20 protein-coding genes are annotated in these 22,105 nt (G+C 61.4%); 8 read left to right on the top strand and 12 right to left on the bottom strand.

The features are described from left to right. Positions 1 to 20: 20 nt before the first annotated feature. From ABEH28_RS07175 to ppx, 4 genes are all read left to right on the top strand, one after another. Positions 21 to 686, top strand: a complete 666-nt coding sequence (locus ABEH28_RS07175; protein ID WP_192171379.1) for an amino acid ABC transporter permease — start codon at positions 21 to 23, stop codon at positions 684 to 686. Beyond that, entirely contained in the window at positions 683 to 1,333 is a 651-nt protein-coding gene (locus tag ABEH28_RS07180; RefSeq protein ID WP_192171485.1) for an amino acid ABC transporter permease, read from the top strand. The genes ABEH28_RS07175 and ABEH28_RS07180 overlap by 4 nt, the downstream gene beginning before the upstream one ends. Further along, positions 1,320 to 2,054, top strand: a complete 735-nt coding sequence (locus tag ABEH28_RS07185) for an amino acid ABC transporter ATP-binding protein (RefSeq protein WP_122534109.1) — start codon at positions 1,320 to 1,322, stop codon at positions 2,052 to 2,054. Before ABEH28_RS07180 ends, ABEH28_RS07185 begins: the two co-directional genes overlap by 14 nt. Positions 2,055 to 2,401: 347 nt before the next feature. Beyond that, positions 2,402 to 3,904, top strand: a complete 1,503-nt coding sequence (ppx, locus tag ABEH28_RS07190) for an exopolyphosphatase (RefSeq protein ID WP_265387608.1) — start codon at positions 2,402 to 2,404, stop codon at positions 3,902 to 3,904. Here the strand turns inward: ppx and ppk1 are convergent. Beyond that, positions 3,891 to 6,128: a polyphosphate kinase 1 gene (gene ppk1 / locus ABEH28_RS07195; RefSeq protein ID WP_192171381.1), complete on the bottom strand. Its 2,238-nt coding sequence runs from the start codon at positions 6,126 to 6,128 to the stop codon at positions 3,891 to 3,893. The genes ppx and ppk1 overlap by 14 nt on opposite strands. Before the next feature lie 517 nt (positions 6,129 to 6,645). Between ppk1 and ABEH28_RS07200 the strand changes: the two genes are divergently transcribed. After that, positions 6,646 to 7,275, top strand: coding sequence for a DedA family protein (locus ABEH28_RS07200; protein ID WP_346627456.1), 630 nt, complete (start codon positions 6,646 to 6,648; stop codon positions 7,273 to 7,275). 135 nt (positions 7,276 to 7,410) lie between these two features. Beyond that, positions 7,411 to 8,091, top strand: a complete 681-nt coding sequence (gene elbB / locus ABEH28_RS07205; protein ID WP_192171383.1) for an isoprenoid biosynthesis glyoxalase ElbB — start codon at positions 7,411 to 7,413, stop codon at positions 8,089 to 8,091. A 43-nt stretch (positions 8,092 to 8,134) separates the two neighbouring features. On the opposite strand, the gene ABEH28_RS07210 is transcribed toward elbB, so the two are convergent. The 4 genes from ABEH28_RS07210 to ABEH28_RS07225 form a co-directional block, all read right to left on the bottom strand. Further along, entirely contained in the window at positions 8,135 to 8,617 is a 483-nt protein-coding gene (locus tag ABEH28_RS07210; protein WP_192171384.1) for a YaiI/YqxD family protein, read from the bottom strand. 27 nt (positions 8,618 to 8,644) lie between these two features. Further along, a complete protein-coding gene (locus ABEH28_RS07215; protein ID WP_346629498.1) occupies positions 8,645 to 10,537 on the bottom strand; it encodes a cytochrome c/FTR1 family iron permease in 1,893 nt (630 codons plus the stop codon). A gap of 807 nt (positions 10,538 to 11,344) precedes the next feature. Beyond that, positions 11,345 to 11,971, bottom strand: a complete 627-nt coding sequence (locus ABEH28_RS07220) for a LysE family transporter (protein WP_346629499.1) — start codon at positions 11,969 to 11,971, stop codon at positions 11,345 to 11,347. A 140-nt stretch (positions 11,972 to 12,111) separates the two neighbouring features. After that, on the bottom strand, positions 12,112 to 14,022 hold the full coding sequence (locus ABEH28_RS07225) for an ATP-binding cassette domain-containing protein (protein ID WP_346629500.1): 1,911 nt from the start codon (positions 14,020 to 14,022) through the stop codon (positions 12,112 to 12,114). 46 nt (positions 14,023 to 14,068) lie between these two features. Here ABEH28_RS07225 and ABEH28_RS07230 point away from each other — a divergent pair, with 46 nt between their 5' ends. Then, positions 14,069 to 14,536 carry a TIGR02444 family protein gene (locus ABEH28_RS07230; protein ID WP_346629501.1) on the top strand — a complete coding sequence of 156 codons (468 nt, stop codon included), beginning with the start codon at positions 14,069 to 14,071 and terminating at the stop codon, positions 14,534 to 14,536. Here ABEH28_RS07230 and ABEH28_RS07235 read toward each other — a convergent pair. Then, the gene (locus ABEH28_RS07235; RefSeq protein WP_346629502.1) at positions 14,533 to 15,549 is read right to left on the bottom strand and encodes an AlgP family protein; all 1,017 of its coding nucleotides are present in this window, start codon (positions 15,547 to 15,549) and stop codon (positions 14,533 to 14,535) included. The two genes, ABEH28_RS07230 and ABEH28_RS07235, sit on opposite strands and share 4 nt — an antisense overlap. Positions 15,550 to 15,728: 179 nt before the next feature. Here ABEH28_RS07235 and ABEH28_RS07240 point away from each other — a divergent pair, with 179 nt between their 5' ends. Beyond that, positions 15,729 to 16,406, top strand: a complete 678-nt coding sequence (locus tag ABEH28_RS07240; RefSeq protein WP_192171390.1) for an FKBP-type peptidyl-prolyl cis-trans isomerase — start codon at positions 15,729 to 15,731, stop codon at positions 16,404 to 16,406. 92 nt (positions 16,407 to 16,498) lie between these two features. Here ABEH28_RS07240 and rsd read toward each other — a convergent pair whose 3' ends face one another. The 6 genes from rsd to hemC form a co-directional block, all read right to left on the bottom strand. Continuing rightward, positions 16,499 to 16,957: a sigma D regulator gene (gene rsd / locus ABEH28_RS07245; protein ID WP_346627441.1), complete on the bottom strand. Its 459-nt coding sequence runs from the start codon at positions 16,955 to 16,957 to the stop codon at positions 16,499 to 16,501. A gap of 181 nt (positions 16,958 to 17,138) precedes the next feature. Further along, positions 17,139 to 17,666, bottom strand: a complete 528-nt coding sequence (locus ABEH28_RS07250; protein WP_346629503.1) for a disulfide bond formation protein B — start codon at positions 17,664 to 17,666, stop codon at positions 17,139 to 17,141. A 251-nt stretch (positions 17,667 to 17,917) separates the two neighbouring features. Continuing rightward, the gene (locus ABEH28_RS07255) at positions 17,918 to 19,165 is read right to left on the bottom strand and encodes a heme biosynthesis protein HemY (RefSeq protein WP_346629504.1); all 1,248 of its coding nucleotides are present in this window, start codon (positions 19,163 to 19,165) and stop codon (positions 17,918 to 17,920) included. After that, positions 19,162 to 20,304 carry a uroporphyrinogen-III C-methyltransferase gene (locus ABEH28_RS07260; protein ID WP_346629505.1) on the bottom strand — a complete coding sequence of 381 codons (1,143 nt, stop codon included), beginning with the start codon at positions 20,302 to 20,304 and terminating at the stop codon, positions 19,162 to 19,164. Before ABEH28_RS07260 ends, ABEH28_RS07255 begins: the two co-directional genes overlap by 4 nt. Positions 20,305 to 20,353: 49 nt before the next feature. Then, positions 20,354 to 21,127 carry a uroporphyrinogen-III synthase gene (locus tag ABEH28_RS07265; protein ID WP_346629506.1) on the bottom strand — a complete coding sequence of 258 codons (774 nt, stop codon included), beginning with the start codon at positions 21,125 to 21,127 and terminating at the stop codon, positions 20,354 to 20,356. After that, the gene (hemC, locus tag ABEH28_RS07270) at positions 21,124 to 22,065 is read right to left on the bottom strand and encodes a hydroxymethylbilane synthase (RefSeq protein ID WP_192171396.1); all 942 of its coding nucleotides are present in this window, start codon (positions 22,063 to 22,065) and stop codon (positions 21,124 to 21,126) included. The genes ABEH28_RS07265 and hemC overlap by 4 nt, the downstream gene beginning before the upstream one ends. Positions 22,066 to 22,105 lie beyond the last annotated feature (40 nt).

Below are 22,105 nucleotides of genomic sequence, written 5' to 3' on the forward strand. Positions count from 1 at the left end.
TCGACTGCCGAGGCGCATAAATGGCTTATCAGTTCGACTTTATCCCGGTCCTGCAAAGCACTGACCTGCTCCTGCGCGGCGCACTGTTCACGCTGGAACTGACCGCCATCGGCACGTTGCTCGGCGTCAGCGTCGGCATCGTCGGGGCGATTGTCAGGGCGTGGAAAATCCAGCCGTTCTCGGCCATTTTCGGTGTCTACGTCGAGCTGATCCGCAACACGCCGTTTCTGGTGCAGCTGTTTTTCATTTTCTTCGGGCTGCCGTCCCTGGGGCTGCAGATATCCGAGTGGCAGGCCGCCGTGCTGGCGATGGTCATCAACCTCGGCGCCTATTCGACGGAGATCATCCGCGCGGGTGTGCAGGCCATTCCGCGCGGCCAGATCGAAGCCTCGGCCGCGCTGGCAATGACGCGCTTCGAGACCTTCCGCCACGTCGTGCTGGTCCCGGCACTGGGCAAGGTCTGGCCGGCGTTGAGCAGCCAGATCATCATCGTGATGCTCGGCTCGGCAGTCTGTTCGCAGATTGCCACCGAGGAGCTGAGCTTTGCGGCGAACTTCATTCAGTCGCGCAACTTCCGCGCGTTTGAGACGTACATCATTACCACGCTGATCTACCTGTGCATGGCGCTGCTGGTGCGTCAGTTGCTGGCGTGGATCGGCCGACGTTACATCGCGAGGAGCCGCTGATGGATTTCACCCTCTGGGACGTCGTGCGCAACTTGCTGACCGGGCTGCAATGGACACTGGTGTTGTCGCTGGTGGCATTCATCGGCGGCGGCGTGATCGGGTTGCTGGTGATGACCCTGCGCATCTCCGAGAAGGCAATGCCCCGCCGGCTCGCGCGCTGCTATATCGAGCTGTTTCAAGGCACGCCGTTGTTGATGCAGCTGTTTCTGGTGTTCTTCGGCGTGGCGCTGATGGGCATCGACATTTCGCCCTGGTTCGCGGCGGCGCTGGCGTTGACGCTTTTCACCAGCGCGTACCTGGCTGAGATCTGGCGAGGCTGCGTGGAGTCGATTTCCAACGGCCAATGGGAAGCTTCGGCGAGCTTGGCGCTGACGCCCTTCGAGCAACTGCGCTACGTGATTCTGCCCCAGGCATTGCGCATCGCGGTGGCGCCGACGGTAGGGTTCTCCGTGCAAGTGGTCAAAGGCACGGCGGTGACGTCGATCATTGGCTTCACCGAACTGACCAAAACCGGCGGCATGCTCGCCAACGCCACGTTCCAGCCCTTCATGGTCTACGGCTTCGTCGCCCTGGGCTACTTCCTGCTTTGCTATCCGTTGTCGCTCAGCGCGCGCTACCTGGAAAGGAGACTTCATGCCTCTGCTTAGAATTTCCGCCCTGCACAAGTATTACGGCGACCACCATGTGCTCAAGGGCATCGACCTCAGCGTCGAGGAAGGCCAGGTCGTGGCGATCATCGGGCGCAGCGGTTCGGGCAAAAGCACGCTGCTGCGCACGCTCAACGGGCTGGAGTCGATCAATGACGGCGTGATCGAAGTCGACGGCGAATACCTCGATGCAGCGCGGGCTGACCTGCGCAGCCTGAGACAGAAAGTCGGCATGGTCTTTCAGCAATTCAACCTGTTTCCTCACCTGACGGTGGGCGAGAACGTGATGCTTGCGCCGCAGGTGGTGAAGAAGGTTTCCAAAGCCGAAGCGACCAGGCTGGCGAAGGAAATGCTCAATCGCGTGGGCCTGGGCGAGAAATTCGACGCCTTCCCTGACCGGCTGTCCGGTGGTCAGCAGCAGCGCGTGGCGATTGCGCGTGCGCTGGCGATGTCGCCCAAAGTGCTGCTGTGCGACGAAATCACCTCGGCGCTCGACCCGGAACTGGTCAACGAGGTACTCGCCGTTGTTCGCGAGCTGGCCAAGGACGGCATGACGCTGATCATGGTGACCCACGAAATGCGCTTCGCCCGGGAAGTGGGTGACAAGCTGGTGTTCATGCACCAGGGCAAGGTGCATGAGGTGGGCGACCCGAAAGAGTTGATGGCCAACCCGAAAACGCCCGAACTGGCAAATTTCATTGGGTCAGTCGAGCAGGCTTGAGCCCGAGTGCAGCACCGGCTTTCGCTCAAATCGTAGGACCGGCTTTAGCGGGAAGGCGTCAGCTGCCATACCGTACAACTGATGGTGTACACACCGGCCTCTTCCCGGCTAAAGCCGGTCCCACTAAAACACCGCGTGCATCCTGTGGGGGCTGGCTTCGGCTCAAATTGTAGGACCGGCTTTAGCCGGGAAGGCGTCACGTGTCACACCGCAACATTGATGGCGCACAATCAGGCCCCTTCCCGGCTGAAGCCGATCCTGCTAATACCGCGCAAATACGTTGCCGGTTTGGCGACGGTGATGGATCGTGGCACGATGTCGGAGTTATCGACCGAGATCTTTTGACCATGCCGCTATCCACAGCCAAAAACCTCTCGCTGATCGCCGCGATCGACCTGGGCTCCAACAGCTTCCATATGGTTGTCGCCAAAGCCAATCAGGGCGAAATTCGCATCCTCGAGCGGCTCGGTGAGAAAGTGCAGCTGGCCGCGGGGATCGATGACGACCGCCGCCTCAGCGAAGAATCCATGCAGCGCGGGCTCGACTGCCTCAAGCGTTTCGCCCAGCTGATCAACGGTATGCCGCCCGGCGCCGTGCGCATCGTCGGCACCAACGCCCTGCGCGAAGCTCGCAACCGCAACGAATTCATTCACCGCGCCGAAGAAATCCTCGGCCATCCGGTCGAGGTCATCTCCGGCCGTGAAGAAGCGCGCTTGATCTACCTGGGCGTCTCCCACACCCTGGCCGACACGCCCGGCAAACGCCTGGTCGCCGACATTGGCGGCGGCAGCACCGAGTTCATCATCGGCCAGCGCTTCGAGCCGCTGCTGCGCGAAAGCCTGCAGATGGGCTGCGTCAGCTTCACTCAGCGTTATTTCAAGGACGGCAAGATCACCCCGGCGCGCTATGCCCAGGCTTACACCGCGGCGCGGCTGGAAATCATGAGCATCGAGCACGCACTGCATCGCCTGACCTGGGATGAAGCAATCGGCTCGTCCGGGACCATTCGCGCCATCGGCCTGGCGCTGAAAGCCGGCGGCCACGGCAACGGTGAGGTCAACGCCGAAGGGCTGGCGTGGCTCAAGCGCAAGCTGATGAAGCTGGGCGAAGTGGACAAGATCGATTTCGAAGGCCTCAAGCCTGATCGTCGGGCGATCTTCCCGGCGGGCCTCGCAATTCTCGAAGCCATCTTCGACGCCCTCGACCTCAAGCGCATGGACCACTGCGAAGGCGCCCTGCGGGAAGGCGTGCTCTACGACCTGCTCGGCCGTCATCATCACGAAGACGTGCGCGAACGCACCCTCAGCTCGCTGATGGAGCGCTATCACGTTGATCTCGAGCAAGCCGCCCGTGTCGAGCGCAAGGCGCTGTCGGCGCTGGAGCAAGTGGCGAAGGCGTGGGAGCTTGAGGACAATTCGTACCGCGAGTTACTGAGCTGGGCCGCCAAAGTGCATGAAGTGGGCCTGGACATCGCCCACTACCACTACCACAAGCATGGCGCGTACCTGATCGAGCACTCGGACCTGGCCGGCTTTTCCCGCGAGGACCAGCAAATGCTTGGCCTGCTAGTGCGCGGTCACCGCCGTAATATTCCCAAGGACAAGTTTGCCGAGTTCGGCAACGAAGGCGTGAAGCTGATTCGTCTGTGCGTGTTGCTGCGTTTCGCGATCCTGTTTCACCACATTCGCGGCACCCAAGAGATGCCGCAGCCTGTGCTGACCGCCAACGATAACCACTTGGACATCGTGTTCCCGGATGGCTGGCTGGAAAACAACCAGCTGACTCAGGCCGACTTCGCGCTCGAAGCGGAGTGGCTGACCCGAGTCGGCATCATCCTTAACGTACGCTGAGGACCGGGTTGCTGAGTTTTTCCAACAGACTCGCCTGCACATTGCGGGCGTTCTGGTTGCCGGTCGGGGTGCTGCGAATGTAGCGCCCGTCCGGCTGCAGCAGCCAGCTATGGGTGTTGTCGGTCAGGTACCCTTCCAGCTCTTTCTTCACACGCAAGATCAGCTTCTTGCCTTCCACCGGGAAGCAAGTCTCGACGCGCTTGTCGAGGTTGCGCTCCATCCAGTCGGCGCTGGACAGGAACATCTGCTCGTCGCCGCCATTCAAGAAGTAGAACACTCGCGTGTGCTCAAGGAAGCGACCGATGATCGAGCGCACCTGAATGTTGTGGGACACGCCCGGCACGCCAGGACGCAGGCAGCACATGCCGCGCACGACGAGGTCGATCTTGACCCCGGTCTGGCTGGCCTTGTATAGCGCGCGAATGATCTTCGGATCGGTCAACGAGTTGAACTTGGCGATGATGTGCGCAGGCTTGCCCTCGGACGCGAACTGCGTCTCCCGGCCAATCATGTCCAGCATGCCTTTCTTCAGGGTGAACGGCGCGTGCAGCAGCTTCTTCATGCGCAGCGTCTTACCCATGCCGATCAACTGGCTGAACAGCTTGCCGACGTCTTCGCACAACGCATCGTCCGAGGTCAGCAGGCTGTAGTCGGTATAGAGACGCGCGTTACCGGCGTGATAGTTGCCGGTGCCCAAATGCGCGTAGCGCACAATCTCACCAGCTTCACGGCGCAGGATCAGCATCATCTTGGCGTGGGTCTTGTAGCCGACCACGCCATAGATCACCACGGCGCCGGCCGCTTGCAGGCGGCTGGCCAGTTGCAGGTTCGACTCTTCGTCAAAACGCGCACGCAGCTCGATAACCGCAGTGACTTCCTTGCCGTTGCGCGCGGCATCCACCAGCGCATCGACGATTTCAGAGTTGGCGCCGCTGCGGTACAGCGTCTGCCGCACGGCCAGCACGTGAGGGTCTTTCGCGGCCTGGCGCAGCAGATCGACGACCGGGGTGAAGGACTCGAACGGGTGCAGCAGCAGGATGTCCTGCTTGCTGATGACGTTGAAAATGTTTTCGCTGTTCTGCAGCAGCTTCGGAATCGCCGGGGTGAACGGCATGTACTGCAGCTCGGGGTGACTGTCCAGACCCGTGATGCTGAACAAACGCGTCAGGTTCACCGGGCCATTGACCTGATACAGCTCGGTCTCGCTCAGGTTGAACTGCTTGAGCAGGTAGTCCGACAGCAGTTTCGGGCAGGTGTCTGCCACCTCCAGACGCACCGCATCGCCGTAACGCCGGGAGAACAGCTCGCCACGCAGCGCGCGAGCAAGGTCTTCCACGTCCTCTGAATCGAGGGCCAGGTCAGCGTTACGGGTCAGACGGAACTGGTAGCAGCCCTTGACCTTCATGCCCTGGAACAGGTCATCGGCGTGGGCGTGGATCATCGACGACAGGAATACATAGTTGTCCCCCGGGCCGCCCACGTCTTCCGGCACTTTGATAATGCGCGGCAACAGGCGCGGTGCCGGGATGATCGCCAGACCCGAGTCACGGCCGAAGGCGTCAATGCCTTCCAGCTCAACGATGAAGTTCAGCGATTTGTTCACCAGCAACGGGAACGGGTGCGTCGGGTCCAGACCGATCGGCGTGATGATCGGGGCGATCTCATCACGGAAATAACGGCGCACCCAGGCCTTGATCTTGGCGTTCCAGTTGCGACGGCGAATGAAGCGCACCTGATGCTTCTCCAGCTCCGGCAACAGGATGTCGTTGAGAATGGCGTACTGGCGATCCACGTGGCCGTGGACCAGCTCGCTGATGCGCGCCAGCGCCTGATGAGGCTGGAGACCATCAGCGCCGGCCTGTTCGCGAGCGAAGGTGATTTGCTTCTTGAGCCCGGCAACGCGGATTTCGAAGAATTCGTCGAGGTTGCTGGAGAAGATCAGCAGAAACTTGAGCCGCTCAAGCAACGGATAGGACTCGTCGAGCGCCTGTTCCAACACGCGGATGTTGAACTGCAGCTGCGACAGCTCCCGATGGATGTAGAGACTGCTGTCATCCAGATTGGGCACCGCGATGACATGCGGGGCTGGATGATGCGGTTCCAGCGCGGGGACCACTTCAATGGTCGGCTCGACCACGGCAGTGACCTCTTGGTTGACGGGCGGCTGATTGACAGGCTGAGGGTCAAGCTCGACTGCGGCTTCGGTAGATCCTTCGGTGCTCATGAATAATCCTGTAAGGCAATTGGCCTTGTAACAGTTGGGCCGCGCATACGGCCGATGTCGGAATGCCGCTTGCGCCACAACAGTGGTGACGTACAGCGTGGGACAACGGTCACGCCCAAGGCGTGGCGGTTCTGAAGATGTTTGCAGCCTGACTCAATGTCGTGCGGCGAGGCGACCGGCGTCAGGCTCGATGCTGTGAGCGGTTTGACTCTCCACGCTACGGATTTCTCCGTACGGTGCAAGCCCTGACCTGCAAACATTCGGGTGGTGCCAGGTAGAAGGCACGTGCAAGGAGGGGCTCCGAGCCCATCCAGACGGGCAAGCGTGACATTTATAAGCGGCGATTATGACACTCGCGTGACAGGTGTAATTGCGACGTAACGTGTGCGATACAAACCCCCTCTCCAAGCGAATAATCGCTCCCGAACGTAGGAAACTTTAACGCGGTGACACATTTGCATACTTTCCTGAATGACTTGGGCGCGTTAGGCTGCGCGTTCATTTCGCCAGCACCTAAATAATGCTCCAGCATTTTTTACAAGAATTTGGCTACTTCGCCCTTTTCCTCGGGACCTTTTTTGAAGGCGAGACCATTCTGGTGCTCGCCGGCTTTCTTGCGTTCCGCGGATACATGGATATCAATCTGGTCGTGGTGGTTGCCTTCTTCGGCAGCTACGCAGGCGACCAGCTCTGGTATTTCATGGGGCGCAAGCATGGCCGCAAGCTCCTGGCGCGCAAGCCACGCTGGCAGTTGATGGGCGACCGTGCGCTGGAGCATATCCGCCGCCACCCCGACATCTGGGTGCTGAGCTTCCGCTTTGTGTATGGCTTGCGCACGGTCATGCCGGTTGCCATCGGCCTGTCCGGTTATCCACCGGGGCGCTACCTGTTGCTCAACGGCATCGGCGCGGCGGTATGGGCGGCGGCGTTGGGCGCAGCGGCCTACAAGTTCGGCTCGGTGCTCGAAGGCCTGCTGGGCAACGTCAAGAAATACGAGCTGTGGGTGCTTGGGGCCCTGCTGGTAATTGGCGTGCTGCTGTGGATTCGCCGCCGCATCAAAAACGCACGCATCGCTCGAGAAGAGAAGCTGGCCGTCGCGGCCAATGCCGAAGCCAATGTAGAAGCCAGAAACACCCCCGACGAGTAAATCCTCGGCCCATGCCGATGAATCCGGAGACATTCGCTGACGGCGTTGTCCTAGGTTCATGGCTTGCGACAATCAGCGCAATGCTGACCTGCGTAACCGGTGACTGACCGGAGCGCCCGAGAGAGGAACACGCGAATGACCAAAAAAGTGGCCGTTATTCTTTCTGGCTGTGGCGTTTACGACGGCGCGGAAATCCACGAAAGCGTGCTGACGCTGCTGCGCCTTGATCAGCGCGGCGCCTCAGTGAAGTGCTTCGCACCGAATATCCCTCAGCACCACGTCATCAATCACCTGACCGGCGAAGAGATGCCCGAGTCGCGCAACGTGCTGATCGAATCAGCCCGCATCGCCCGTGGCGCCATCGAAGACATTCGCGAAGCCGACGTCACTGAGTTCGATGCGCTGATCATCCCCGGCGGCTTCGGTGCAGCGAAAAACCTGTCGAACTTCTCTACCCAAGGCGCTGGCTGCAAGGTCCAGGCAGAAGTGCTGGCGATGGCCGAAGCGTTCGCCGCCGCCGGCAAACCTATCGGGCTTATCTGTGTTTCGCCTGCGCTGGCCGCCAAAATCTATGGGCCGGGCGTGACCTGCACGATCGGCAACGACGCCGATACCGCTGCAGCGATCACCCGAATGGGCGGCACCCACCAGGAATGCGAGGTGACGGAAATCGTCGAGGACAAGGACCGCAAGTTGGTGAGCACGCCGGCTTATATGGTCGCCACGTCCATCGGCGAGGCAGCGTCCGGGATCAACAAGCTGGTGGATCGGGTGCTGGAGCTGGTGCAGGAAAACGAGGATCGCCTCCCGGACTGATGCTGGAAAAGGGGCTGGAAGCCGGATTGACCGCTCGCCAGCCCTACGGGTTCTCGCCTGCAGGCGGCGAGGGATACTCGCGAGCCAGCCGCGTCAGGATTCGGTCGAGGCAGTTGGCGAACGCCTGTTTCTCCCGCTCGCCGTAGGCGCCCTGCCCGCCACTGGCCTGGCCTTGCTCCCGCAGATCCGTGAAGAGGTTACGCATCGCCAGGCGCTGACCCATGTTCTGCGCATCGAACTCCTTGCCCCGGGGATCGAGCGCTGCAACGCCCTTCTTGACCAGCCGATCAGCCAACGGCACATCGCTGCAGATCACCAGCTCGCCCGGCACGGCGTGCTCCACCAGATAGTCGTCAGCCGCATCCGGCCCGCTGGGTACCACGATCAACTTCACCAGGGTGAGGCTCGGCTTGATCTGGCTCTGCCCCGCCACCAGCACCACCTCATACTTGCGCTTGAGGGCGAACTTGATGACGAGGTCCTTGGCAGCCTTGGGACAGGCGTCGGCATCGATCCAGACGCGCATAAGCGACTCCAATTCCAGAAAATGAATTTATGCGGCGACCGCCCGGCGCTTCTCGGCTATCCGGCTGCGGCCATACAGCACCACAATCGCCAATAGCGCTATGGCTTGCGCGCCGAGGGAATAGGCGTCGGCGTGAATGCCCAGCCAGTCGAATTCGAAGAACGGCACCGGACGCGTCCCGAAAATCCCGGCTTCCTGCAATGCCTTGACGCCATGGCCGGCGAACACCACCGACAGCGCACACAGCAGCGCGGCATTGATGCCGAAGAACAGCGTCAGCGGCAGCTTCGCAGAACCCCGCAGGATCACCCACGCCAGGCCGACAAGCAGCACCAGCGCCGTGGCGCCCCCGGCCAATACGGCGTTGTGACCGGCGGGGCCCGCCTGCAGCCACAGGGTTTCGTAGAACAGAATGACTTCGAACAGCTCGCGATAGACCGAGAAGAACGCCAGTACCGCAAAACCGAAACGGCCACCGCCGCCAACCAGGCTGCTCTTGATGTAGTCCTGCCAGGCGGCGGCATGACGTCGGTCGTGCATCCACACACCCAGCCACAGCACCATGACGCTGGCGAACAGCGCCGTCGCGCCTTCCAGCAACTCGCGCTGCGAACCACTCACATCGATGACGTACGCTGCCAGCGCCCACGTGCCCAAGCCTGCCAGCAACGCCAGCCCCCAACCGACGTTGACGCTGCGCACCGCTGATTGCTGACCGTTGTTGCGCAGGAACGCGAGAATGGCGGCGAGCACAAGAATCGCTTCCAGTCCTTCGCGCAGCAGGATCAGCAGACCGGAGATGAAGCTCAATGAGGTGCTCAGGCCATCGCTGCCAAGCAGATCGGCCGATTCCTTGAGCTTGACCTTGGCATCAGCGAGTTTCTGCGCCGCTTGGGCTGCGGGCAGGCCATCCTGAAGCGACTGCCGGTAGGCCATGAGCGCTTTTTCGGTGTCCTTGCGCACGGTGGCATCGACGTTGTCGAGTGAGCTTTCGACCAGCTCGAAACCCTCCAGATACGCCGCGACGGATAGGTCATATGCCTGCTCGCGATCACCGGATTGGTAAGCGGCCAAACTTTTGTCCAGAGTTGCGCTGGTGTAATCGAGCAACTGAGCCGGGCCGCGCTGAACCTGAGGCGGCTGCGCGCGCTGGGCACGGAAGCTGGCAGCGGCTTGCGGCCCATCGCTGGCACCGACTTCAGCCGGTGTCTGCCGCGCCAGATCGGCGAGGTTGTAGGGTTTTTCCTGCTTCGCAACGGAATCCGCACTGAAGCCTGCGATGTAAGTCGCGACGTCCCAACGCTGACGGTCATCCAGCTGGTCCGCGAAGGCAGGCATTTCAGTGCCTTCAATGCCCAGACCGAGGGTATTGTAGAGGTCGTAGAGACTCAGGCGGTCCAGCCGCGCTGCGTCACGCAGGTTGGATGGCGGTGGTGAAAGGCCAATCCCGGCGGGGCCATCGCCTGCGCCCGCGTCGCCGTGGCACACCGAACAATACTGCGCATACAAGGGCGCGCCACGTGCGGGATCCGGGGTGATCACCGGCGCCTGACTGACTTCGTATGCCACGGCCAGCTTCGCGCCGAGCTGACGCGCCTGACGAGCCACCTGCGCGCCGTCCTGCTTCAGGTTGACCGCATTCAACAGCGCCGTGACGCCCTGCTCCAGCTCTGCGCGCTCCGGCTTTGCCGGCAGCGTTGCGATCGTGCCCTGCAGCGCCGCGAGAAACTCCACCTGCTCGCGGTACTCCGCGTCATCCACGACCTTGCCATCCGCGACCGTCGCCGGGTAGTCCGCCCCGACGTAATCGAGCAAATGTAAAGCCTGAGCAGCGTCCTCGGCAGGCGCTGCGCAGGCCCCGACGCTGAACACGCTCAACAGCACAAGGCTCAGGCAGGTCAATAAGCGGGAGCGGAACATGAGGGTGGATCTCAAATAGGAATGCGAAGGGTTGCCATTGTTCATGTTAGGCGCTGAGGACTCAAGCGCTGCGTTAATGGCTTTGACTCAGTTGCAGGACCGGCTTTAGCCGGGAAGACGTCAGTCCCGTTTTAACCATGTTGTCTGACACACCGCCTTCGCGAGCAAGCTCACTCCTACAATTTCGTGTGCGCGCCCGACTTCCGCGCTGGACGCAAATCCCCTGTAGGAGCAATCGGAGGTTGCGACGGTCGCGAACACGGTGGGCCTGTGACGTCAACGGTGACTGACACTCCGCGTTCGCGAGCAAGCTCACTCCTACAACTTCGTGTGCGCGCCCGACCTCCGCGCTGGACGCAAACCCCCGTAGGAGCAATCGGAGGTTACGACGGTCGCGAACGCGGTGGGCCTGTGACGTCAACGGTTGCTGACACTGCGCGTTCGCGAGCAAGCTCACTCCTACAATTTCGTGTGCGCGCCCGACTTCCGCGCTGGACGCGAATCCCTGTAGGAGCAATCGGAGGTTACGACGGTCGCGAACGCGGTGGGCCTGTGACGTCAACGGTGGCTGACACACCGCTTTCGCAAGCAAGCACTGTCGTTTCTACTGGACGAGCGCGATGCTTTTAGTGGGACCGGCTTTAGCCGGGAAGGCGTCAGGTGTCACGCCGCGAGAATGAGGGTGCTGCCTCTGGGCCGCTTCCCGGCTGAAGCCAGTCCTACGATTGAGGGTTTAAGCCGGTTTCCCAGCCGAGCACAGCCAGCGGGACCGGCTGTGACTCAACTGTGAGAAGGGCTTTTGTTGGATCAGGCCCGATGCAAGGTGGCGAGGAACGCCGCTGCACTGACGAACAATCCGGCGAAGGTGCGGTTCATCCGGCGTTGCTGTTTGGGGGTTTTGAGGGCGCGGAGCACTTTCGAGGCCAGGCCGGTGTAGCCCGCCATGACGATCAGATCCACGCAGACCATGGTTGCGGCGATAAGCAGGTATTGCGGCAGCAGCGGCAGGTGCGTGTCGATGAACTGCGGCAGGATCGCCAGGATGAACACCAGCGCCTTCGGGTTGCTGATGTTCACCAGAAAGCCACGGGCCATGAGCACCAACGGCTTGCCCACCGGGCGTACAGCTGACTCATCCGCCAGATCGCTTGGCAGCGCACGCCACTGCTTGATGCCCAGATACACCAGGTAGGCGACGCCGAACCATTTGATCAGAGTAAACGCCAGCGCCGAAGTGGCCAGAACCGCGCCAAGCCCTACGGCGACCACGGCAATCTGCACGACAAGGGCGATCTGCAGGCCAAGCGCGTTCCAGTATCCACGCCAGAAGCCGTATTGCAGTCCGCTGGACATCGAGGCAATAGCGCCCGCGCCAGGAGACAGACTGATAACCCAGCAAGCGGCGAAGAACCCCAACCATGTTTCGAGCGACATTACACACCTCAGCCAACCAATACCTGCGTCTAAGCTAGTGTTTCCAGGCCTTTAAACGCCAGTCATTTCTGACTGTTGCGGCGACTTGCCAGACAGCTGTTCCGGTCGCCTGCGTTATACGGCCAACGCAGGTGACGCCATCAGGACAACGCTTCCAGCTCGGCCTGCATCGACTCCAGCAATTCCAGTGCTTCCATCCACGCTTCTTCAAGCTCGGACTCACGGGATTTCAGCTTGGCCTGATCGGCCAGCAGGTCGCGCAATTTGTCTCTGTTGGCCGCTTCGTAGATACCGCTGTCGCCCAGGGCGACTTCGATCTTCGCCAGTTTCTCGTGCAACGTGCCGAGCTCTTTTTCAAGCTTGTCGGCTTCGCGCTTATGCGGGGCGAGTTGCTGGCGCAATGCGGCGGCCTGCTGTCGCTGGGCTTTCTTGTCAGTCTTGTCGACATTGACCGGCGTATTGCTGGCCGGTGCATTGCGCAGGCGATAGTCCACCAGCCAACGGGCATAGTCATCCAGGTCGCCATCGAACTCCTGAACCAGGCCATCGGCGACGAGGAGGAAGTTGTCCGTCGTGCTCTTGAGCAAATGCCGGTCGTGAGACACCACCAGCACCGCGCCACTGAACTCCTGAAGCGCCATGGTCAGGGCCAGGCGCATTTCCAGATCCAGGTGGTTGGTCGGTTCGTCGAGCAGCAGCAGGTTGGGTTTGTCCCAGGCAATCAGGGCCAATGCCAGCCGCGCTTTTTCGCCGCCGGAGAAATTCAGCACCGGCTCGTCGAGGCGCGCACCACGGAAGTCGAAACCGCCGAGGAAATCCCGCAGCGCCTGCTCGCGTTCGGTGGGCGCAATGCGTTGCAGGTGCAGCAGTGGACTGGCCTTGGCGTCCAGCGAGTCAAGCTGATGCTGGGCGAAATAGCCGACCACCGTGTTTTCGCCACGCACCATGCGCCCGCTCAATGGCTCGAGTTCGCCTGCGAGGTTTTTGATCAGCGTGGATTTACCGGCCCCGTTCGGGCCCAGCAAGCCGATGCGTGCGCCCGGCGTCAGTTGCAGTTTGACCTTCTGCAGGATGGCTTTGTCGCCGTAGCCCAGTCGCGCGTCAGACAGATCCATCAGCGGGCTGGAGATCTTGGTCGATTCGCGGAAGGTGAAGTCGAACGGAGAATCGACGTGGGCTGCCGACAGCTCTTCCATTCGCTCAAGCGCCTTGATCCGGCTCTGGGCCTGCTTGGCCTTGGTAGCCTGGGCCTTGAAGCGCGTGATGAATTTCTCCATGTGCGCGCGCTGGGCCTGTTGCTTGTCGTAGGCCTGTTGTTGCTGGGCCAGACGTTCGGCACGGGCGCGCTCGAACGCGCTGTAACCGCCGCGATAAAGCGTGATCTTTTTCTGCTCGACGTGGGCAACATGATCGACGACCGCATCCAGAAAATCGCGGTCGTGGGAGATCAGCAGCAGCGTGCCCTGGTAGCTCTTGAGCCAGTCTTCGAGCCAGAGAATGGCATCGAGATCCAGGTGGTTGGTCGGTTCATCGAGCAGCAACAGGTCCGAAGGACACATCAAAGCCTGCGCCAGGTTGAGACGCATCCGCCAGCCACCGGAAAAATCGCTGACCTGGCGCTCCATCTGCTCGTTGGTAAAACCCAAACCTGCCAGCAACTTGCGCGCCCGCGCGTCGGCCGTGTAGCCATCGGCACTGTCGAGCTCCGAATGCAGACGTGCTTGCGCGGCGCCGTCCTGAGCGGCCTCGGCAGCCGCGAGGTCATGCTGCACCTGACGCAGACGCAGGTCGCCGTCGAGCACATAATCCACCGCCACACGATCGAGGGTATCGACCTCCTGACGCATGTGGGCGATGCGCCAATCGGCGGGCAGCAGACAGTCGCCGTTGTCGGGGGTCAATTCACCCCGCAACAGTGCGAACAGGCTGGATTTACCGGCGCCGTTGGCGCCGATCAGGCCGGCTTTCTGGCCGGCGTGCAGGGTCAACTCGGCGTCTTCTAGCAGACGTTGCGGACCACGCTGTAAGGTAAGGCTTTGAAGTCTGATCATAATGGCGGCGGAGTCTACCAGCTTCGCCCAAAACAGGTAGATGACGATGCTTTCGGACCTATGGAGTTTCACCCTCGATTTCTATGCTCGCCCAGGCGTTGAGCAGGCATGTCTCACCCTGCAGGCCAGTGGCGCCAATGTCTGCGCGCTGCTGTGCGGCGTCTGGATGGACCGGCGTGGTGTGCAGTTCAACTCAGAGCGGGCGCGACAAATCGGACAATTGGCCGACCCGTGGCACGAGAAGGTGGTGGGGCCATTGAGGGATGTTCGGACACGCTGGAAGGCCGACGCGGCTGAAGACGAAGAGCTGAAGGCGTTACGCGACAGACTGAAAACCCTGGAGCTCGATGCCGAGCGTGAGCTGCTGGTGCGTCTGCAACGGCTGACCAAAGACTGGCCTGAGCGAGATGCTGAACCTACAGGCGTTTGGCTGGGAGCGCTGGCGGGAGGTGCGGCTCAAGCCAGTCCCGACGCGTTGCAGATTCTGCTTCGCGCCGGGACCGATATCGCTTAGGACGCGCTGTTCGAGGTCGAATCAGCAGCTGGCGCGGCCGGGGCGGCTGGCGCAGCGGACGCTGCCGGAGCAGCAGGTGCTGGCTTGGCGGTTGCGGAGACAGCAGGCTTGACGGCCGGTTTTGCTGCAGCCTTCGCTGCGACTGGCTTGGCAGCGGCAGGTTTCGATGCTGCTGGCTTGGCAACCGGGCTCGCTTTCGCGGCAGGCTTGGCGGCTACTTTGCTCGCAGCAGGCTTGGCAGCGGCACTGGCAGTCGGCTTTGCAGCAGGCGCTTTAGCCGGAGCAGGTTTGGCAGCGGCCTTTACGGCAGCCGGTTTGGCAGCGGTAGCCTTGGCGGCTGGCTTGGCGACCGGCTTCGCGGCAGTCGAAGTTTTAGCGACTGGCTTGCTTGCGGCGCTGACAGCTGGCTTGGCAGCGGGCGCCTTGCTCGCAGCTGGCTTGGCGGCGACGGTTTTCGCAGTCACTTTGGCAACGGTTTTTTCAGCGACGGCTTTGACTGCAGTTTTAGCGGCAGGCTTGGCCGGGGCCGCTTTAGCAGCAGGTTTTGCAGGTGTTTTTGCAGGAACAGGCTTGGCGGCAGGCTTGGCAGCCGCTTGCACCGGGGCTTTTGCAGCGCGATCGTTCAGCGCTTTGCCAACGGCTTCCTTCACGCGGCCAATGCCTTGGGCCAGCTTCAGGCTTTCCTGAGCATCACGCTTGAGGTTGAGGATATAGCTGCGGGTTTCGGTCTGACGATCTTTCAACGCGTCGAGCAACGACTCGAGCTCGGACACGCTGTCTTTGGCCTTGCCTTGCGCCTTGGCTTTACCGGCGGCAGCAGCGTCCTGCAATTTGGTGCGCGACTTGTGCAGCTTTTCCTGCGCCTTGCCACGTTGTTTCTCGAGTTTGGCGAGCAGTTTTTCAGCGTCAGCCAATGCTTGAGAGCAAGCGTCTTCGAGATGTTCGAGCAGGCTGCTCGAGAGCTGTTGGAGCAAATGCAACGGAGTGTTTACTGGCTTCTTGGTGGCCGACATGACTTACCTCCTGGCTGATTTGAGTGCGGCCATACTAGACCTCCGCCCGCACCGCCGCTAGGGCATCTTGACACTACAATCCCCGCTCTGTTGCAGGACGCCGAAAAACGCGGCAATACCCGTCACGCTCGGGCCTCAGCGCTGGCATAATCGCTCACTTCCCAGGCCGGAGAGCATTCATGTCGCGCTACCTGTTTATGTCGTTGTTCCTCTTGGTACCCCTTGCTCACGCGACCGATGCTCCGGCGTCCGACAACACCCACGATCTTTCCTATAGCCTCGGTGCGAGCCTGGGTGAGCGCCTGCGTCAGGAAGCACCCGACCTGCAGTTGCCCGCGCTGCTTGAAGGTCTGCAGTCGGCGTATCAAGGCAAGCCGCTGGCGATCAAACAGGAACGCATGGAGCAGATCCTCAGCGACCACGACGCCGCCCTTGCCCAGGCTGAAAACTCCGGCCAGACCGAACCGCAGACTGAAGCGGCGTTGAAGGATGAGCGCAAGTTCATGGACGCCGAGAAGGCCAAACCGGGCGTTCGCCAGCTCGCGGACGGCATCCTGATGACCGAGCTGACGCCGGGCAACGGTGCCAAACCCGACATCAATGGCCGTGTGCAGGTGAAGTATGTAGGCCGTCTTCCTGATGGCACGATCTTCGATCAGAGCCAGCAGCCACAATGGTTCCGCCTGGACAGCGTCATCGCTGGCTGGACCACAGCCCTCGCCGACATGCCGGTGGGTGCCAAATGGCGGCTGGTCATCCCCTCGGCCCAAGCGTACGGCGCAGAGGGTGCAGGCGATCTGATCGATCCCTACACGCCGCTGGTGTTCGAAATCGAGCTACTCGGGGTGTCGCAGTAACGCTGGAACTGGCTCAGGCTCGTAGGCGGCAGCCCTAAAGACAGACCATAAAAAAGGGTGCCCAAGGCACCCTTTTTTCATCAGCGGTCTGCTCAGACCTCTGCCTCAATCTGTTCCTTGTGCGCGTTATGCAGCACTTCGATCAGGCAGTCTTCCAGTTCAAAGCGCTCGTGCAGCAGGCCGCCCAATTCCTTGAATGTCTCGGTGACGCATTTGCCTTCGTCGCAGAGATCGTTGAAGGCCAGCAGCTTCTCAGTGATGACGTCGATTCGAGGATAGATCGTGTCAGCCAGCTCGAGGCCACGCTGATCGTTGAATGCCTTGGCCTCGCTGGTGAGTTGCTCGTAGATTTCGAAATGACCGGCCGAAACGTAATCGACCAGCGTGCCGCAGAAGTCCTGCAGGGGCACGCGCTTTTCAGAGAACGCTCCCGGCTCTGCACCGATGGCATCGTAAGCCTTGATCAGCTCGTTGCGCTCCAGCAACCAGCGGTCAATCAGCTTGTGAACCCCACCCCAGCGTTCCTGAGCGTTCTGACAACTTTCCAGCATGATGTTCTCTCTTCCCTTCAGGGCATGCTGCTTCAAGCGCATTCCGGTTCGGTCCGAGATTGGTCGGTACCGGCCTGGACAAGCGTCGACAGTAGCATTGATCCGATGATGCGTGCGGCCCAGATTATGCCCGCATGACTAGCCCATCAAGGTACGCAGGACACAAAGTTCATACAAGTGTTTAATCCGAAGGCCCTACATCTATTGATCTGAATCGCCGAAACTCGATAAAGAGGTAGTACAGCGCGAACAGGCAAAGCCCCGAAAATGCCAGCAGGCTCCACTCCGGCAAGCTGATGCCGAACAGCGACCAGTTGATCTCGGAGCACCCCGCACTTCCCGCCAACACCATCAGCATGACCTTCACGTAGGTTTGCGTTTCCAACAGGTAGTGAAGATTTTCAATGCACGCCGCCATGTTCTCGGGCGGCGAAGCCTGCAACCAGACCTGACGTGCCGCGACGCTCGCCCCCAAAGCGGAAAACAGTAAAAGAAAGCCTGCGTAGACACGCCAGCCGGATTTGCCAGGCGCGTGCAGCGCGGCGAGCAGGCAAACACCCGCCGATAACGCCATGAGCACACGCTGAAGCAGACACATCGGACATGGCGCCGCATCAACCACAGGGCCGAGATAAACCGTCGCTCCCACAATCGATGCGCAGGCCACAAACGCCAGAGAGAACAAGGAGCGCGTACGAGCCAGCTGCATGGAAGATCCGTAACAAAAGACGAAGGCGGCTACGGTAGAGGAAAGCGCGAGTCGCTTTCAAGGCACCCAACGGAGGATATTTCTTTGTTGCTGTAGGTAAATCCCGACGCCGTGTTTAAGACGTTGTACCGGTAGCTTGAAGATCTTCTCAACAAGCCACACCAAGCACGGAAAGGTCCTACACGAATCAGGGAAGCAGACACTGAAAAGGCCCGCAATCGGGCCTCCTCGAGTTGACGCCTTGCCCCAGTCTAAACGCGTGTCAGCGCTGGCAACGGACGTGCAAGCAAACGCTCATCCAGCAGGCCCAGGCCTTCCTGAAACAGCTGATTGCTGCGATCAGTTTCGCCCAGCTGCGCGAGCAAGCGAGCCAGTTCGGCACACGCTTCCGGGTTGCGCTGCAACCTCAAGCTCGACTCAAGATAATCACGCGCTTTACCCCACAGGCTGCTCTGCAGACACAGACGGCCCAGGGTCAACAGCAAGCCTGGGTCATCGGTGTGACTTTTCAGCCAACCTTCGGCGGTCTGCAGTTGTTTGGCAGGATCAGCGCCGCGCACCAGTCCATACAAACGCGCAAGGTGAGTGTTGTAATCGCGTTTCATGGCCGTGCGCAAAACCTCTTCGGCCTGCACATCGGCGCCCAGACGTCGCAGCTGTTCGGCGTACGCCAATACCAGCGCAGGCTCTTGGCGCTGGGCCGAGGTCAATTGCTGCCAGGCGTTCTCCAGCGACGGGAGGCCCGTGGCTACGGTATCGCTGTCGGATTCACGATGGGCGGCCAACGAGAGATTCTCGCCCCAGGCGCGGCTCTCAAGCTCAGCCAGCTCTTGCGCCGGGAGCACTTTGTCCTTGCGCAGCTCAGGCATCAAGCGAATCAACTCCGCCCACTCGCCGCGCTCGCGGTACAGGCGCTGCAGCTGGCGCAACACCTGCGGGTTGTGCGGATGGCGTTCCTGCATGGCCTGCAGGGTCACCAGCGCGCCGTCGAGATCGCTGCGGTCCACCTGCAACTGTGCGTGGCTCAGCGCAATGGCCAGTTCGGCGTGAGGCTGACGCTCCAGCGCGCGCTCGAGGAGATTGTCGCTTTCCTCATAACGGCCCTGCTCGTTCGCGGCCCGGGCTGCGCCGAGGTAGTAAAGCAGTGGCTGACGTTCCGCCTCGGCAGCGCGATGCAAGTTGCGTTGCGCGCTGGCCCAGCGCCCTTCGGCGAGGTCCAACTGGCCCTGCTCGATCGCGTTTTGCACACGACGGCTTCGGTTGCGACGCGACCAGGGATTGACCACCCCACCGGAGGTCGTCAGCAATGAGATCAGCACCCGCACCAGCCAAAGAATAAACAGGACGGCGACCAGTATCGCCAGTGCTGCCCAGATGCTCGATTCGTAGCGGAAAGTGTCGTAGGAGATCAGCACGTAACCCCCATGGCGAGAGATCGCGACACCGATCAGCGCCGCGGCCAGCACCAGCACGAAGAGGACGACGTAAGCGCGCTTCATGGCTGTTTCCCAGGCTGGGCCTCGTCAGTGCGCTTCTCCAGCGCACCGCCAACAGGCGTATGACTCTGCTCGAGATACGCCTGAACCGCCGCCAGGCTTTGTGTCAGGTCAGGGGTCGCCACGGAAACTGGCTGTTTGCCCAACTCATCCAGACGCTGGCCGAGGGCTTTGCTCTGCTGGTTATCGCGATTGAAATTGTCGTCCAGGACGCTGCGCGCCTCGGCCATGGCTTTTTCGTAGACCGGGGCCTGGCCGTTGAGCGCGGCCCATTGCGCCTGCTCGATCGCCAGGCTCAGCGCCAGACGAACCTGGGTCAGGCTCTGGCCAGCCAGCAATGGACGAATATTCTTATCTGCATGGAAGTCGATTCGCACGAACTGGGAGATCTTGTCCCACCACTTGGCCCAGTAGCTGTCCTCGCTGCCATCGGTCAAACCGAACAGCGAGTCGCCCTTGTCTTGGTATTCCGGCGCCAGCTCGTTCAATTGCGCGACTTGATCACGCACAGCTGCCAGTTGCAGAAACAGACCCGTGCGATCCGGTTGATCGACGCTGCGCAGCGCAGTCAGGCTCTTGGCCAATTGCTCACGGGCTGCAAATGCGCCGGGATCGTCCTGCTCGCGCAGGATCTCGTCGGCGCCCTGCACCAGTGCGGCAGCACTGTTGATGTCTTGCAGCGCAGACAGCCTCAGGCTCGCCAGGCGCAGCAAATGCTCCGCTTCGGCGAGACGCCAATCCTTGCGGCTGGCGCCGAGCACGGTTTCTACACGCTGGCTCAGGCGCTGCTGATCACCCTGCAACTGCGTGACGAGGCGGCGGCGATCTTCAAGCTCCTGAGCGGGAGGCAATTGCGCCAGACGCGCGGCGATCTGCTGCTCGCTCTGCTTGAGGGCCTGGGTCTGGGAGCCGATGTCCTGCAACTGGCCCGACTGCTCCTGATGACCAGCCTGCATGGCGCGCAGTTGCCAAACGCTCCAGCCGCCAACGGCAACGCCCGCAGCGCCCAGCAACAGGGCCAGTATGGCGAGCCCGTTGCTGCTCCGGCGAGTCGACGGTTCTTTGTACGCTGGATCCGGCAGCGGCTCGGATTTGGCCAGTACCGGTTCAACGTCATCTTTTGGCAAGACTGTTTCGCTCACGTGTCCATCCTTTGCATTTTGGGCGTCGCGTAATCCGACTGATCGAGCATTACGCCTGTGAGGCAGGCGCGGTGTATCCGCGCAATGCTGCCAGCAAGGCCGGGGCGCTGGCGCCACGGCAGTCCACTACGGTAAGAGCTCCGGCAGCATGCGCCATTTCGGCGACCCGCGGGCTCGGTACAAACAAAGGCATCTGCGCAAGCGTAGGCCAGGCGTCGCCCGCCAACTTGCGCAGATGCTCGAAACCCTGTCCACTGCTGACCACCAGCCCATTCAAGCGTTCCGCTTTTACCGTATCGGGCAATGCGAAAGCCGGGTATTGCGGCAGGTGGCGACGATACAGCGGCAGGTAATCCACCACCACACCGCGCTCGCGCAATCGCTCGGCGAGCAGCTCGCGGCCGTCTTCGCCGCGCATGATCAGCACTTTGGGGTCATAGCCCGAGAGGGCTTGTTGAAACTGCGGCAGGTCGAGCAATGCTTCGCTGTCATCGCCGTGCTCTGGGAAGAAAACTGGCAGGCCGTAGTCATCGAGAATTTGCGCAGTGGCAGCACCAACGGTGAACCACTTCTGCATCGGCGGCTGCGGCCAGACTTCATCGAGCATCGCCAGGCCCAGCCGCGCGGCCGGCTTGCTGACGACGATGACGGCGCAGTACGCCGCAAGGTCATAGATGATCGAACGGTTCGCTTCTGAAACCGGCAATGGCTCGATCTCCAGCAACGGCAGGCTGGCGCTGTACACGCCAACCTCAGCCAGGGTCTGCGCAAGGGCCTGCGATTCTTCAGCAGGACGCGTGAGCAGCAAACGCCAGGCCTTCACTCGTCGCCTGCCTCGCCGTACACCGCTTTGAGAATCTTCGCCGCACCTTGAGCCAGCAGCGCTTCGGCCACTTGTACACCCAGCGTTTGAGCATCCACTTGGGGCGCACGCGCTTCGGCGTGGAGCAGCACTGTGCCGGAAGGATCGCCTACCAGACCGCGCAACCACAGTTGTTCGCCTTCCAGCACGGCGTAGCAGGCAATCGGCACCTGGCACCCACCATTGAGGTGCTTGTTGAGCGCGCGCTCAGCGGTGACCCGCACGGCCGTATCGTCATGGTGCAGCGGTGCCAGCAAGGCATGAAGTTCGATGTCGACGCTGCGGCATTCAATGCCCACTGCGCCCTGCCCGCCAGCCGGCAAGCTATGGTCGATGCTGATGGGGGCGGTGATGCGGTCTTCGAAACCCAGACGGATCAGGCCGGCCGCGGCAAGGATGATCGCGTCGTACTCACCGGCGTCCAGCTTGGCGAGGCGCGTGTTGACGTTGCCACGCAGAAACCGGATTTGCAGGTCAGGCCGGCGCGCCAGCAACTGAGCCTGCCGACGCAGGCTCGACGTCCCCACCACGGCGCCGGCGGGCAGCTCATCGAGACTGGCGTAGGTGTTGGACACGAAGGCGTCGCGCGGGTCTTCGCGCTCGCAGATGCAGAACAGGCCAAGCCCCTGAGGGAAGTCCATCGGCACGTCTTTCATCGAGTGGACGGCGATGTCGGCGGTGTGCTCCATCAGGGCTGTTTCCAGCTCCTTGACGAACAGACCCTTGCCACCGATTTTCGACAGCGGTGAATCCAGCAGCTTGTCGCCGCGACTGACCATTGGCACCAGCGTCACGATCAGACCGGGATGCGCCTGCTCCAGACGCGCCTTGACGTACTCGGCTTGCCAGAGGGCCAGGGCGCTTTTGCGGGTGGCGATGCGGATTTCGCGAGAAGACATGAACCGGTCCGTACTGAGTGAATGCGGCGAATAATAACAG

It is taken from the genome of Pseudomonas sp. Ps21-P2 (assembly GCF_039672565.1).
Lineage (GTDB): Bacteria > Pseudomonadota > Gammaproteobacteria > Pseudomonadales > Pseudomonadaceae > Aquipseudomonas.

Excerpts from the sequence above, each read along its gene's own strand:
- ABEH28_RS07175 (WP_192171379.1), top strand. The coding sequence starts at position 21 with ATGGCTTATCAGTTCGACTTTATCCCGGTCCTGCAAAGCACTGACCTG.
- ABEH28_RS07185 (WP_122534109.1), top strand. The coding sequence starts at position 1,320 with ATGCCTCTGCTTAGAATTTCCGCCCTGCACAAGTATTACGGCGACCAC.
- ppx (WP_265387608.1), top strand. The coding sequence starts at position 2,402 with ATGCCGCTATCCACAGCCAAAAACCTCTCGCTGATCGCCGCGATCGAC.
- ppk1 (WP_192171381.1), bottom strand. The coding sequence starts at position 6,128 with ATGAGCACCGAAGGATCTACCGAAGCCGCAGTCGAGCTTGACCCTCAG.
- elbB (WP_192171383.1), top strand. The coding sequence starts at position 7,411 with ATGACCAAAAAAGTGGCCGTTATTCTTTCTGGCTGTGGCGTTTACGAC.
- ABEH28_RS07210 (WP_192171384.1), bottom strand. The coding sequence starts at position 8,617 with ATGCGCGTCTGGATCGATGCCGACGCCTGTCCCAAGGCTGCCAAGGAC.
- ABEH28_RS07215 (WP_346629498.1), bottom strand. The coding sequence starts at position 10,537 with ATGTTCCGCTCCCGCTTATTGACCTGCCTGAGCCTTGTGCTGTTGAGC.
- ABEH28_RS07220 (WP_346629499.1), bottom strand. The coding sequence starts at position 11,971 with ATGTCGCTCGAAACATGGTTGGGGTTCTTCGCCGCTTGCTGGGTTATC.
- ABEH28_RS07225 (WP_346629500.1), bottom strand. The coding sequence starts at position 14,022 with ATGATCAGACTTCAAAGCCTTACCTTACAGCGTGGTCCGCAACGTCTG.
- ABEH28_RS07230 (WP_346629501.1), top strand. The coding sequence starts at position 14,069 with ATGCTTTCGGACCTATGGAGTTTCACCCTCGATTTCTATGCTCGCCCA.
- ABEH28_RS07235 (WP_346629502.1), bottom strand. The coding sequence starts at position 15,549 with ATGTCGGCCACCAAGAAGCCAGTAAACACTCCGTTGCATTTGCTCCAA.
- ABEH28_RS07240 (WP_192171390.1), top strand. The coding sequence starts at position 15,729 with ATGTCGCGCTACCTGTTTATGTCGTTGTTCCTCTTGGTACCCCTTGCT.
- rsd (WP_346627441.1), bottom strand. The coding sequence starts at position 16,957 with ATGCTGGAAAGTTGTCAGAACGCTCAGGAACGCTGGGGTGGGGTTCAC.
- ABEH28_RS07250 (WP_346629503.1), bottom strand. The coding sequence starts at position 17,666 with ATGCAGCTGGCTCGTACGCGCTCCTTGTTCTCTCTGGCGTTTGTGGCC.
- ABEH28_RS07255 (WP_346629504.1), bottom strand. The coding sequence starts at position 19,165 with ATGAAGCGCGCTTACGTCGTCCTCTTCGTGCTGGTGCTGGCCGCGGCG.
- hemC (WP_192171396.1), bottom strand. The coding sequence starts at position 22,065 with ATGTCTTCTCGCGAAATCCGCATCGCCACCCGCAAAAGCGCCCTGGCC.